The organism is Ferrovibrio sp. GW821-FHT12F09 (genome assembly GCF_058806775.1).
In genome coordinates this window covers 195,132-207,217 of sequence record NZ_JBXAPZ010000002.1, presented here as the reverse complement: position 1 = coordinate 207,217, position 12,086 = coordinate 195,132, and the positions used below count along the sequence as shown (strand labels likewise).

The 12,086-nt window shown below is 66.7% G+C and carries 11 protein-coding genes; 7 read left to right on the top strand and 4 right to left on the bottom strand.

What is annotated here, in order from left to right; translation table 11 throughout:
• Nucleotides 1-4: 4 nt before the first annotated feature.
• Entirely contained in the window at nt 5-310 is a 306-nt protein-coding gene (locus AC1ROB_RS13895) for a hypothetical protein (protein ID WP_492970548.1), read from the top strand.
• Between the two features lie 9 nt (nt 311-319).
• Here the strand turns inward: AC1ROB_RS13895 and AC1ROB_RS13890 are convergent, their stop codons facing one another.
• The 3 genes from AC1ROB_RS13890 to AC1ROB_RS13880 are packed head-to-tail and all read right to left on the bottom strand — an operon-like array spanning nt 320 to nt 4,922.
• A complete protein-coding gene (locus AC1ROB_RS13890) occupies nt 320-1,624 on the bottom strand; it encodes a hypothetical protein (RefSeq protein ID WP_492970549.1) in 1,305 nt (434 codons plus the stop codon).
• A gap of 30 nt (nt 1,625-1,654) precedes the next feature.
• On the bottom strand, nt 1,655-3,202 hold the full coding sequence (locus AC1ROB_RS13885; protein WP_492970550.1) for a tetratricopeptide repeat protein: 1,548 nt from the start codon (nt 3,200-3,202) through the stop codon (nt 1,655-1,657).
• Between the two features lie 25 nt (nt 3,203-3,227).
• Nucleotides 3,228-4,922 (bottom strand): ABC transporter permease, encoded by a 1,695-nt coding sequence (locus AC1ROB_RS13880; protein ID WP_492970551.1) that lies wholly within the window; start codon nt 4,920-4,922, stop codon nt 3,228-3,230.
• 190 nt (nt 4,923-5,112) lie between these two features.
• On the opposite strand from AC1ROB_RS13880, the gene AC1ROB_RS13875 reads away from it, so the two are divergent.
• From AC1ROB_RS13875 to pdxR, 4 genes are all read left to right on the top strand, one after another.
• Nucleotides 5,113-5,376, top strand: a complete 264-nt coding sequence (locus tag AC1ROB_RS13875; protein ID WP_492970552.1) for a hypothetical protein — start codon at nt 5,113-5,115, stop codon at nt 5,374-5,376.
• 5 nt (nt 5,377-5,381) lie between these two features.
• The gene (locus AC1ROB_RS13870; protein WP_492970553.1) at nt 5,382-7,190 is read left to right on the top strand and encodes an SEL1-like repeat protein; all 1,809 of its coding nucleotides are present in this window, start codon (nt 5,382-5,384) and stop codon (nt 7,188-7,190) included.
• Nucleotides 7,187-7,867, top strand: coding sequence for an NnrU family protein (locus AC1ROB_RS13865; RefSeq protein WP_492970554.1), 681 nt, complete (start codon nt 7,187-7,189; stop codon nt 7,865-7,867). The genes AC1ROB_RS13870 and AC1ROB_RS13865 overlap by 4 nt, the downstream gene beginning before the upstream one ends.
• A gap of 97 nt (nt 7,868-7,964) precedes the next feature.
• Complete coding sequence (gene pdxR / locus AC1ROB_RS13860) at nt 7,965-9,419, top strand: MocR-like pyridoxine biosynthesis transcription factor PdxR (RefSeq protein ID WP_492970555.1); 1,455 nt, start codon at nt 7,965-7,967, stop codon at nt 9,417-9,419.
• Here pdxR and AC1ROB_RS13855 read toward each other — a convergent pair.
• A complete protein-coding gene (locus tag AC1ROB_RS13855) occupies nt 9,392-10,069 on the bottom strand; it encodes a pyridoxamine 5'-phosphate oxidase family protein (protein ID WP_492970556.1) in 678 nt (225 codons plus the stop codon). The genes pdxR and AC1ROB_RS13855 overlap by 28 nt on opposite strands.
• Before the next feature lie 171 nt (nt 10,070-10,240).
• Between AC1ROB_RS13855 and AC1ROB_RS13850 the strand changes: the two genes are divergently transcribed.
• Entirely contained in the window at nt 10,241-10,888 is a 648-nt protein-coding gene (locus AC1ROB_RS13850) for a LysE family translocator (RefSeq protein ID WP_492970557.1), read from the top strand.
• 1 nt (nt 10,889) lies between these two features.
• Entirely contained in the window at nt 10,890-11,846 is a 957-nt protein-coding gene (locus AC1ROB_RS13845; protein ID WP_492970558.1) for a M14 family metallopeptidase, read from the top strand.
• The last annotated feature ends 240 nt before the right edge of the window (nt 11,847-12,086 follow it).

Sequence of the window (12,086 nt, the reverse complement as noted above, 5' to 3'; positions counted from 1 at the left end):
TGCCATGACCCAGGCGCGAAACCGGACCTTGATGATGCTGGCGGCGATGCTGGTCTTTTCCTTCGGCGGCGGCCTGATCGGCGGCTATTTCGGCAGCCAGCAGGTGCTGCGCGGCCAGAGGGCCGAGAATGCCCGGCTGCAGGACAGCATCGATCGCGTGTCGAGCGCCACCGTCAACGCCATCACCTCGCTGGCGACGGATACGGAAATCGTCGCGGCCGACATCGTGGAGCTGAGCAACCGGCTGGATGCGCTGGAGGTCAAGGCCAGCGACATGAGCGAAAGCATGAGTGCGGCCAGCCGGCGCTGACGCCGCAGCTCAGTCGTTGGCCTGCAGCTTGCGCATCGCCGCGGTGACCATGGGATTGCGCGTATCCAGCCTGCTCAGGCTGCCATGCAGCACCTGGCGCAGCGATTCCGGGTTGCTCACTTCCATCGGCGTCCAGAAGCGCCGGCTGGCGCGGAAAAAGCCCACTTCATCCAGGAACGAGACGCCGAAGTAATAGGCTTCCGGCGCGCTGTCATAGGGCATCTCGTCGAAGCTGCCATCGGCATTGACCGAAACGCTGAGCGAGCGCGCCAGCATGATGGTCAGCTCGGCGGCGCAGCGGGCCCGCTGTTCCGCCGTCATATGCGGCCAGGCGCGGCGCAGCAGGCGCGCCACGTCATAGGCATGGTGGTTGTTCTGGGTGCCCTGGTCGCGCCAGCCATAGGGGTAGCGCGCGGTGCGGATGGCAAACAGCGTGTCGGCCAGTTCCTTCATATGCGGCGGATCGTTGGGGCGGTAGCTGATCGCATGGAAGGTGATGCTGAGATCGTTGGTCTTGCGCACCTCGCCATCGACCAGATACCAGGCGCCCCAGAATCCGGTTTCCGGATTCTGGGCGCGGTTGTCGAGGAAATCGAGCAGCGTGTCGGCCAGCGCCTTCACCGGAATCGTCTTGGGCAGCAGCGCCGCTACCTCCGGCATGAAGAACAGCTGCGCCAGGCCGGTAATGGTGAGGTTGAGTTCCTTGCGGTTGTCGATGCCGTTCCGCGCCACGTCGGAGATCAGCAGGCTTTCCAGCCGGTCGCGCAGTTTCTGCGGTGTATCCACTGGCGCCAGGAAGCCGAGCGCATGCTGCGGCATCTTTCCGGCATGGGCCAGTTCCTTCAGCGGATCGACGCTGGCATGCATGCGCAGATACCAGGCCGTGAAACAGCCGCCCCAAGACCCGTCCTCGGCCGACTGCTGGAAGGCATCGTCCTGGGCCGGGTTGCCCAGGCTGGCGCGCAACGCGTCGAGGCGGCGACGGATCGCGGCGGTGTCGTTGGTGTAATTGATGAGGTCGCGGGCTTCGCTCAGGATCTGCGTCGAGCAGAGCGGTTCGTGACCGGCATGGCCGCGGGCGACGATCTCATCGCGCAACTGGCGGAATTCCGGACCGAAGCGGCCGTTCATCTCGCGCTTGAACGGCGAGGTCGGAATATAGTTGGGCACAAAGCGGTAATGGATCGGCGTCGGCCGGCTGACCAGCGGCGAGGGCTGCGCCACGCTCCATTCCGGCCGGACCACGGTGACCATGGCGCCGCCGATCAGCAACGCGCAGCCGATGGCGGCGGCAATGGTAAGGCGGCGCTTCATGTCGATCGATCCCGCGTTTGCCGAAGGATATCAGGCCCGCTGTGACAGCACCATGAAACAGGGCACCGGCTGGCCCATTTCCTCGCGGCCATGGGTGTCGTCGAAGCGCAGGATGGTGAAGCCGGCCTGTTCCAGCGTCCGGCGCACATAGGCGGCGTCATGCTGGTAACGGCCAGTGGGACCGAGACGATAGCCGGCGGCCGGCACCTCGCCGGTGGCGGCTTCCACCGTGAAGGCAAGCAGGCCCTGCGGATTGCTGCGTGCGGCGATGGCCTGGAAGCTGGGTTCCAGTGCGCCGAAATAGCAGAACACGTCGGCGGCCACGGTGACGTCGTAGCGCTCGTTGCCCCTGGCGAGGAAGGCGCCCAGTTCTTCCTGGCGCAGATCGCTGTACAGCCCGCGCGCCTGCGCCTTGGCCAGCATGCCGCCGCTGAGATCGACGCCCACCAGCTTTTTCGCCAGCGGCTTGAGGAAGGGCGCGCACAGGCCGGTGCCGCAGCCGGCATCGAGAATGGTCAGGCTGCTGCGGCCATCCAGCGCATCCTTGACATGGCCGCAGATCATTTCCGGCACGCGATAGCCCAGATTGCCCAGCGTGGTCTCGAAATCGCCGGAGAAGCGGTCGAAGGTTTCGCGCACATAGTCGTCGCCGGCGCGTTCGGGCGCCTGTTCGCCGAGCGCTGCCGCGGCCATATGCTGCGCCACCGGATCGTTCGGGCTCACCTGCTGCCAGCGCAGCGCGAAGTCGCGCGCCTTGTCGCGGTTGCCTTCGCGGATCAGGCCGTAGAGCATCTCGCCCATGTGATACTGCAGCATGGTGTCCTTCGGCGCTGCGGCCAGCGCGCGGAAGGTGACTTCGGCGCCCTCGACATAGCGGCCGACCTTGTACAGCGCCAGCGACAGGTTCTTCAGCGCCTGCGGATGCTCGGGCACCAGGCCCACCACGGTCAGGCTGGTTTCGATGGCGCCGGCGAAGTTGTTGCGCGCCAGCAGCAGGCCGGCGAGGTTGGCATGGGCATCGGCATAGGCCGGCTCCAGCTCGACGGCGCGGCGATAGGCGGCTTCGGCCTCATCGGGACGATCGGTGTCGCGGAGCGCGTTGCCCAGGCTGAAATTGGCCTGCGCATAGGTCGGGTGCATGGCGATGGCGGTGCGATAGCTGGCGATGGCGCCGTCCATATCGCCGTTCTGCCGCAGGGCGACGCCGAGATTGAAATGCAGCAGCGCGCTGTCGGGGATATGCTTCAGGCCGGTGCGATAGGCTTCCAGCGCCTGGTTGATGCGGCCATTGCGCAGATAGGTATTGCCGAGATGCACATGGGCTTCCAGGCCCAGCGGCGCCAGCTGGATCACCCGCTTGAAGGCCTGCACTGCCGGCTTGAAGTTGCCCATGGCGGCATGCAGCTGGCCCAGGCCATACCAGGCATCGGGACGGCCGGGAGCCGTCTTGACCAGATCCTGCAGCAGCGCCAGCGCACCCTCAGTCTGGCCCTGCGACAGCAGCGCATTCGCCACCATCAGCGGATCGCCGGGCTGCCCGCCCTGGGGCATGAGCGCGTCACTTACCGAATTTGCCATTTTTAAAAGCCTTGCAACGGACAGGTCACTCTTCGCCGGGTCGTGACCGGGCCACGGCGGCATGCAGCCAGATTACGGGAACCAGGCTGACCGCCACAATGATCAGCGCCCCGGTGGAGGCCTCGCTGAGACGCTCGTCACTGGCCAGTTGGTAAACCCGCACGGCCAAAGTGTCAAAATCGAAGGGCCGCACGATCAGCGTGGCGGGCAATTCTTTCAGGACATCCACGAAAATCAGCATGGCCGCCGTCATCAGGCTGCCGCGCAGCAGCGGGGCGTGAATCCGCCGCACCACGCCCAGCGGCGTCTGGCCCAGCACGCGGGCGGCCTGGTCCAGGCTGGGGCGAATCCGGTGCAGGCCGCCATCCACCGTGTTGAAGGCGACGGCGAGGAAGCGCACCAGATAGGCATAGAGCAGCGCCACCACCGTGCCGGTGAGCAGCAGGCCGGGGCCTTTGCCGAAGGCGGCCTCGGACCAGCGGTTGATCTGGTGGTCGAACATAGCGAGCGGCAGCAGCACGCCGATGGCGATCACCGAGCCCGGCACCGCATAGCCCATGGTGGCGAGCTGGATCAGCCAGTTCATGGCGCGATTGGGTGCCAGCCGGTTGGCATAGGCCAGCGCCAGCGCCACCACGATCAGCACCACGGCGGCGAGGCCGGCCAGCACGAAGCTGTTCAGTGTGAAGCCGGCGAGGCGGCCGATGCTGAACTGGTCGCCTTCGCCGATGGCCAGATGCAGCAGCCAGCCGCCGGGCAGCACGAAGCCGATGACGATCGGCAGCAGGCAGGCGAGGATCGCAGCCGTTGCGGCAACCGGTGTCAGCGGGCGCAGCGGCAGCGGCCGCGTGCGGGCCGAGGTGTGATGGAAGCGTTTGGCGTTGCGGCTGGCGCGTTCCAGCATCACGGCGGCCAGCACGAAGACCAGCAGCACGCCGGAAAGCTGCGCCGCAGCCGTAACGTCGCCCATGCCGAACCAGGTGCGATAGATCGCGGTGGTGAAGGTGGGTACGCCAAGCCAGCTGACGGCGCCGAACTCGGCCAGCGTCTCCATCAGCACCAGCGCCACGCCACCGGCGATCATCGGCCGCGCCAGCGGCAGAGCGATGCGGAAAAAGCGCTGCCAGGGACCGAGGCCCAGCGTGCGGCCGACTTCCAGCACGCAGATCGACTGGTCGAGGAAAGCGGCGCGTGCCAGCATGAAGACGTAAGGATAGAAGGCGAAGATGAACAGCGTCACCGCGCCCTGCAGCGACAGGAAATCGGGAAACCAGTAATCGCCGCGCTGCCAGCCGAACAGATGACGCAGGCCGGTCTGTACCGGGCCGGCGAATTGCAGCAGGTCGCTGTAGACGAAGGCGCTGACATAGGCCGGCATGGCCAGCGGCAGGAACAGGCCCCAGGACAGCCAGCGCCGGCCGGGGAATTCCGTCATCGTCACCAGCCAGGCGCAGCCGGTGCCGATCACCATGGCGCCAAAGCCGACACCGACCATCAGCACCGTGGTGTTGAACAGCATCTCGGGCAGCACGGTGGCGACCAGATGGCGCCAGACCTCGGCGGCGGGCTGACTGAGGTTCAGCAGGATGGCGAGGGTGGGGGCCGCGATCACCACGGCGACCAGCGTGGCGAACACGGTCCAGCCGCCGCCATGCCGGCCGCGCAGGCGCATGGCCGGCGCGACGGGGGGAGACGGCAGGGGAGCGGCGGTATCGGTCACGATGCTCGCAACGGCGGGTTGAAGGAGGCGGAAACGGATGCCTCTGCTTACGGCATTTGCAAGCTATTCGCAAATATCCGGAGGTCGTTTTCGGCCTCCGGCGCGAGGCATTCCGACGCGGCCTGCCATCACGCGATTGCCGGTTTGCCGCAGCTTACCTATGCTGGTTATCCAGGCAGGAGGGCAGGCAATGGCGGAGACGGCACGGTTCGCCCGCAATGGCCAGAACAGACCGAGCGATGCACAGCTGCGCTACCTGCGCCGCGGGCTGCGGCAGGCCGGCGGCAAGCTGCCGCTGTTCGACGAGCATGGCCAGCAGATCAGCACCCACACGATCCAGTCCTGCATCACGGCCGGCTGGGCCGAGCCCTGGTTCGAGAATCCGATCAAGCCCGACTGGCTGGTCTGCAAGCTGACCCCGCAGGGGCGGGCCTTATTCGATATTCGTGGATAGTGAGAATGCGTTCCAGTTTTGCCATGCGGGCCGGTCTGCTCGCCCTGTCGATATCCGCCGTCCTGTTCGTACCATCGCCTATGCGGGCGCGGCCCAGCGACCAGTTCTCCACGCCCTTCACGACGCCGGCGCCGGTCGACAGCATGCCCAGCCTGCTGCAGCGCGCCGAGGCGGGCGATGCAGCGGCGCAATATGCCATGGGCGTCGCCTATCAGCTCGGCGTCGGCACGCCGCGCAATGACGGTGTGGCGCGGCAGTGGTTCGAGCGCGCCGCCGTCAAAAACCATGTCGGTGCGCTGGCCGGACTCGGGTTCATGCGTCTGCTCGGGCTTGGCGGGCCGGTCGATCTGCCGGGCGCCGAACAGGCGTTGCGTGCGGCCGGCGAACGCGGCGAGGCTTCGGCCTGGGCCAATCTCGCCGAACTGATCCTTGCCCATCGTCCGGCCGAGAAAGATGCCGCCATCGCTCTGCTGGAACGCGCGATCGCCGATGGTGCCGTCAATGCGCGCTACCGGCTCGGGCGGTTTCTCTATGAAGGGACGTTTGTGGCCGCCGATACCGCGCGCGGCCTGGCCCTGCTGGAAGAGGCGGCGCAGCGCGGCAGTCCCTATGCGCAGACCTATCTGGCCTATCTGATCCTGGAGCAACGTCTCGACAAGGCCGAGCCGGCGCGCGGCTTACAACTGGCGCGGCAGGCGGCCGCGGTCGGCATGGCCGAAGGTTTGAACGAACTCGGGCGCTATCATCTCAGCGGTGTCGGCACGGCGCGCAATGTGCCCGAAGCCGCGCGCCTGTTCCTGCAGGCCGGCGAACTGGGCGATGCCAATGGCTGGTTCAATCTGGCGCTGATCCAGGACGAGGGCCTGCTGGGCGGGATCAACGAAGCGGAAGCGCGGCGCCTGAGTCTGCGCGCCGCCGATCTGGGCCATGTGGACGCCGCCGGCATGGCGGGGCGCATGCTGTATCGCGGTCGCGGCGGCGCCCGCGATCCGGCCGCGGCCTTGCCCTATCTGCGGGTTGCCGCCGAGGCCGGCCTGGCCGATGCCCAGAATCTGCTGGCGGGTCTGCTGTTCCGCGGTGAAGCCGGCAGCCCGGCCGATCCGGCGGCCGGCATGGACTGGTGGGAACGCGCCGCCGAGCAGGGTAACAGCGCCGCAGTCAACAATTTCGCCACCTATCTGGCCAGCGGTCGCGGCCGTGCCGCCGATCCGGCGCGGGCGCGGCGGATGATCGTCGCCCAGGCCGAGCAGGGCTATGGCCCCTCGCAGTTCCGCTGGGCGCTCTGGCAGGAACAGGGCTGGCAGGGCACACCGAAGGATATCCCCGGGGCGATCCGCTGGTTCGCCCGCGCCGCCGAGAGCGGCCATGCCGCCGCCGCCTTCAAATACGCCAGCTACCTGGAAGCGGGCGAGGGCGTGCCGGCCGATCCGGCTGCGGCCCGGCGCTGGTATGGCATCGGCGCCGAGCGCGGCAATCCGCTGGCCCAGTTCCAGCTCGCCCGCATGCAGCTCGGCGGCGAGGGCGGCCCGGCCGATCCGGCGGCAGCCATGGGCTGGCTCGAACGCTCGGCCAACCAGGCCAATCCGGAAGCCCTGTTCGTGCTGGGCGACCTGCTCTATCGCGGCGAGGGCCGGCCGGCAGACCGGCCCCTGGCCTGGGCCTATTTGCGGCTTGCCGAAAATGCCGGGGTCGTCGAGGCTGGCCCCAACCGTCGCCATGTCGAGGCCGAACTGGACGCGGCCGGACGCGACCGGGCCGTCGCCGCCATCAACCGCCTGCTCGCCGCTCGCGGCCGGGAAAAGGAGGAGGAATGATTCCGCTGGTCTGTGCCGCCCTGGCCTGGCTGCTGCTGCATCTGGTGGTGGCCGGTCCGCTGCGTCCGGCCCTGGTCGGTCGCCTGGGGCTGCCCCGCTATCTTGGGTTGTTCTCGGTCCTGAGCGCCCTGTCCCTGGCGGCCCTGATCTGGACCTATCGTACGGCACCCTATGTGGAGATCTGGGAAACCACATCGAACCTGGCGCTGATCCCGATCCTGGTCATGCCGTTGGCCTTCCTCTTTCTGGTCGCCAGCCTGCGGCCGAGCAATCCGACCATGGCCGGATCGGAGCTGACCATGAAGGGCGAATTGCCGGTGGTGGGCTTCACCAAGGTGACACGGCATCCCATGCTCTGGTCTTTCACCCTCTGGGCCGCCACCCATATGGTGGCCAATGGCGATATCGCCACCTGGCTGATGGCGGGGGCGATCCTCGTCACCGCGGTCAACGGCATGCGCTCGATCGACCGCAAGCGGGCCGTGGAATTTTCCGATAGATGGCAACGGTTTGCTGACAAAACCTCGATTATTCCGCTGGCAGCGGTGATGCGGGGTCGCACCCGCCTGCGCATGTCGGATATTGGAATTCTGAATATACTAATCTCTGCAATACTTTATGTCGGATTCATGTGGTGGCACGCGACTTTATTCGGTGTGCCGGTCTATCACCCCTGATGTTGCGGTCATGCAGAATATATGATTCTATGAAATTAATTAAATATAATAATTTCAGATATTTAAATAATATTATTCACCTTATGAATGAAACGTGATGGCGCGCCGAGCGGCAGGACGTTTCGTCGGCTGGTTCCGGCCGGCCCGGAAGGCCGGCGGCGACAGCCTGCAGGCGCAGCTGTTTGCCGCCATCCGCCAGGCGGTCCTGACCGGTGAACTGGGGCCGGGCGAGCGGCTGCCCTCCAGCCGGGCGCTGGCCGCCGATCTCGAACTGGGCCGCAATACCGTGGTTGCCGCCATGGAGCGCCTGGTGGCCGAGGGCTATCTGGTACCGCGTCCCGGCGCCGGCCTCTATGTGGCGGCCGACCTGCCCGCCGAAGGCTTCGAACCGGCGGCCCGGCCGGCGGCGCCGACCCTGTCCCGTCGCGCCGGCCATTTTGCCGAACTGCACGCAGAGCGCGAACCCTCGCCCCAGCACCTGCTGCAGCCCGGCCAGCCGGCGCTGGCGGATTTTCCCCTCGATCTGTGGCGGCGTCTGGCGGTGCAGGTGCTGCGGCGCGAGCGGCAGGCGCTGCTGAGCGGCGGCGATCCCCGGGGCCTGCCCGGCCTGCGGCGGGCGCTCGCCACCTACCTGGCCGACACCCGTGGCGTGGTCTGCAGTCCGGAGACCATCGTGATCGTTTCCGGTGCCCAGCAGGCGCTCGATCTGATCGGCCGGGTGCTACTCGATCCCGGCGATGCCGTGGCGGTGGAAGACCCCGGCTATATCGGTGCCCGCGAGGCCCTGGCCGGGGTGGGCGCCCGGCTGCTGCCGGTGCCGGTGGATGACCAGGGGTTCGATCCGGCGGCGCTGGCCCGGCTGAAGCCGGCGCCGAAGCTGGTGATGCTGACGCCTTCGCACCAGTTCCCGCTCGGCATGACGCTGCCGCTGGGCCGCCGGCTGGCCCTGCTGGCCGAGGCGCGGGCGCGCGGGCTGTGGATCGTCGAGGACGATTATGATTGCGAATACCGCTATGGCAGTCCGCCGCTGCAGGCCCTGCAGGGCCTCGATGGCGGCGAGCGCGTGCTCTATGCCGGCACCTTCAGCAAGGTGCTGTTCCCCGGTCTGCGGCTTGGCTATGTGGTGCTGCCGCCGGGGCTGGTGGACGGCTTCCTGCGCGCCAAGGCGGCGGCCGACGGTTTCGCGCCGCCCTGGCCGCAGGCGACGCTGGCCGCCTTCATCGCCGAAGGTCATCTGGCCCAGCATGTGCGCCGCATGCGCACGCTCTACCGCAAACGCCGGCTGGCGCTGCTGGCGGCGCTGGAGCGGCAGGCGGCCGATCTCTTCACCATCCGCGCCTCCGCCGCCGGCCTGCATGTGGTGGCCGAATTCCGCGACGGTCGCGACGACCGGGCCGCCGCGCTGGCGGCCCAGGCCGTCGGCCTGCGGGTGGCGCCGCTGTCGCGCTATGCTCTCACGCGCCCGGCCAGCGGCCTGCTGCTCGGCTTCGCCGCCCATGACGAAGCCGAACTGGAGAAGGCGGTTCAGCGTTTGGTCAGCGTCTTGAGGTAACCCGGCAGGGCAATCCCGTCCTTCATCATCGGATCCGGCAGCGGCGCGCCGAAGCCCTGCCTGAACGGCAGCACGCCGGTCCAGACCGGAATGTCCATATCTTCCGGATCGTCCTTGTTCGGGCCGCTGCGAATCTTCACGCCGGCTTCGGTCAGCGGCATGCGCAGCACCATGGTGGCCTTGAATTCCTGCTTGTTGGGACCGCGGATTTCGGCCCAGCGGCCCGGCGCGATGCGCTGGGTGAAGGCTTCCAGCGATGCCAGCTTGTGATCGTCGGGCACCGTCTCGAAGCTGCCGAAGGCGACCACCGAACGGTAGTTCATGGAATGGTTGAACGAGGTGCGGGCGAAGACCAGGCCATCGAGCAGGGTGATGGCGACGCAGGCCGGAATCCCGGTCGCCAGCGCCAGGGCCATGCGGCTCTTGCTCGAGCCATGGATGTAAAGGTGGTCGCCCTCGCGCCAGTAAGCGGTGGGGATCACGATCGGCTTGTCGTTGTCGGTGAAGGCGATATGGCAGACATAGCCGGCATCCAGCACGGCATGCAGGGTTTCGGTATCGTAATGGCCGCGGGCGGGCAGGCGTTTGACGCGGGTGCGGGCGCTGGGCGGCTTGGCGGCATTGGGACTGGGGGCGGGGGACTGGGTCATGCTGGCTCCTTGTCCTGCAGCGATTATCGCCAAACTGGTTCCTGAAAAAGCGCCAGTTTTCATAAATGATATGGAGCCGGTTAAGCGGGCCGGTCGGTTTACCTTGTCCGGGACCCATGCTACAGCCGCAGGCAGTGCATTGAGCCGCCAGGATTTCGGAGCGCAAAGACGGTGTGGGACCTGCTGATGATGCTGGGCAAGGGCGCCCTGGCGGGTTTTATCATCGCCGCGCCGGTCGGCCCGGTGGGTGTGCTCTGCGTGCAGAAAACCCTGATGCAGGGCCGGATGGCCGGGCTGTCGGCCGGCCTGGGGGCCGCCATGGCCGACGCGCTGTATGGCTGCATCGCCGCCTTTGGCCTCAGCCTGATCTCAAGCTGGCTCGAAGCGCATCAGCTGGCCTTCCGCATCGGTGGCGGCCTGTTCCTGCTGTTCATGGCCTGGCGCATGCTGCGCGCGGCCATCCGGCTGCCGGCCGAAGCGGCGCCCGCCGCGCCCCTGCGCAGCGACGGGCTGATCGCCGGCTTCATCTCCACCTTCGTGCTGACGGCGACGAACCCGATCACCATCGTCGCTTTTCTCGGGATCTTCGCCTTTTTCGGCATCGGCTCTTTCGGCCTGTCGAACGAGATGGCCGCCTGGCTGGTGCTCGGCGTCTTCGCCGGCTCGTCGGTTTGGTGGCTGTCGCTGGCCGGCCTGGCCGGCGCCTTTCGCCAGCGCCTCAACAATGGCGGCCTGCGCTGGATCAACGGCCTCTCGGGCCTGCTGATCCTGTGTTTCGGCCTGTATGGTATCGTGAGTGCATTATGGTTCAGAGGGTAGCATGACGGATCAGCATGCGGTTTTGCCGCCGATTGAAATCACGCCGAAGGATATCGGCCGCTATCGCACCGGCAACCGCGGCGTCGATTATGTGCATACCTTCGATTCCGGCCGGCCCGGTCCGCATGTGATCGTCAACGCGCTGACCCATGGCAACGAATTCTGCGGCATGGTGGCAGTGACGCATCTGCTGGAGAACAATATCCGTCCGCTGCGCGGCAAGCTCACGCTCGCCTTCGCCAATGTCGACGCCTATCACCGCTTCGATGCGGCGAAGCCGTTCGAATCCCGCTATGTCGAGCGCGATTTCAACCGCGTCTGGGATGTCGACACGCTGGAAGGGCCGGACGAGACAGTCGACGTGCAGCGCGCCCGCGCGCTGCGGCACATCTACGCGGAAGCCGATGCGCTGATCGACATCCATTCGACCTCCTATGCCGTGCCGCCGATGCTGATCCATGAAGGCCATGCCAAGGTCGCGCCGCTGATGCGCCATCTGCAGTCGCCGCTGCATCATGTGATCCTGCCCGGCGTGAAGCATCCTGGCCGCCCGCTGCTGCAGTACGGCGCTTTCGGCCAACCCGACAAGGCGCCGCTCGCCTTCGTGGTCGAGTGTGGCCAGCATTTCGCGCGCAGCGCCGGCGAACTCGCGATTTCGATCACGATGCGCTTTCTCGATTTTTTCGGCCAGATTCCGGCCGATCTTGCGGCGCAATATAAGCCCGAGCCGGGCACGCCAATGGTCTACGAGATCACCGACGTTAAGGTGGCAAAGACCGATCAGTTCTGCTTTGCCATGCCGCTGGTCGGCTTCGAGGATCTGCCTGGCGGCACGCTGATCGCCACCGATGGCGACGAGACGATCCGGGCGCCGGCCGAGGGCTGCACCGTCATCATGCCGGCGCGCCGCATCGTCAAGGGCAGGGATGTGGTGTCGCTGGCGCGCCGCCTGCAGTAGACGAAGTCATTCGTAGACGGGTCATTTCCGCGAACCAATCAGGCCCGGATTGGTTCGCATCACAGACCCGTGTGATGCCTTAACGGCAGGCATGCGGGCTGTTTTTCCGCCATGATGTTTTTACAGTCAGGTGTAGACGTATATACACCTGCCCCCCTATGATCCGGGCAACGCCAGGCCCACAGGGGGGCTTCAGGTGGAACAACAGCCCGCGCAAACACGGGCTTCATCTCTTCGTTG

Coding starts and splice junctions, on each gene's coding strand:
- AC1ROB_RS13875 (WP_492970552.1), top strand. CDS start 5,113: ATGGCGGAGACGGCACGGTTCGCCCGCAATGGCCAGAACAGACCGAGC.
- AC1ROB_RS13870 (WP_492970553.1), top strand. CDS start 5,382: ATGCGTTCCAGTTTTGCCATGCGGGCCGGTCTGCTCGCCCTGTCGATA.
- AC1ROB_RS13865 (WP_492970554.1), top strand. CDS start 7,187: ATGATTCCGCTGGTCTGTGCCGCCCTGGCCTGGCTGCTGCTGCATCTG.
- AC1ROB_RS13890 (WP_492970549.1), bottom strand. CDS start 1,624: ATGAAGCGCCGCCTTACCATTGCCGCCGCCATCGGCTGCGCGTTGCTG.
- AC1ROB_RS13845 (WP_492970558.1), top strand. CDS start 10,890: ATGACGGATCAGCATGCGGTTTTGCCGCCGATTGAAATCACGCCGAAG.
- AC1ROB_RS13885 (WP_492970550.1), bottom strand. CDS start 3,202: ATGGCAAATTCGGTAAGTGACGCGCTCATGCCCCAGGGCGGGCAGCCC.
- AC1ROB_RS13855 (WP_492970556.1), bottom strand. CDS start 10,069: ATGACCCAGTCCCCCGCCCCCAGTCCCAATGCCGCCAAGCCGCCCAGC.
- pdxR (WP_492970555.1), top strand. CDS start 7,965: ATGGCGCGCCGAGCGGCAGGACGTTTCGTCGGCTGGTTCCGGCCGGCC.
- AC1ROB_RS13895 (WP_492970548.1), top strand. CDS start 5: ATGACCCAGGCGCGAAACCGGACCTTGATGATGCTGGCGGCGATGCTG.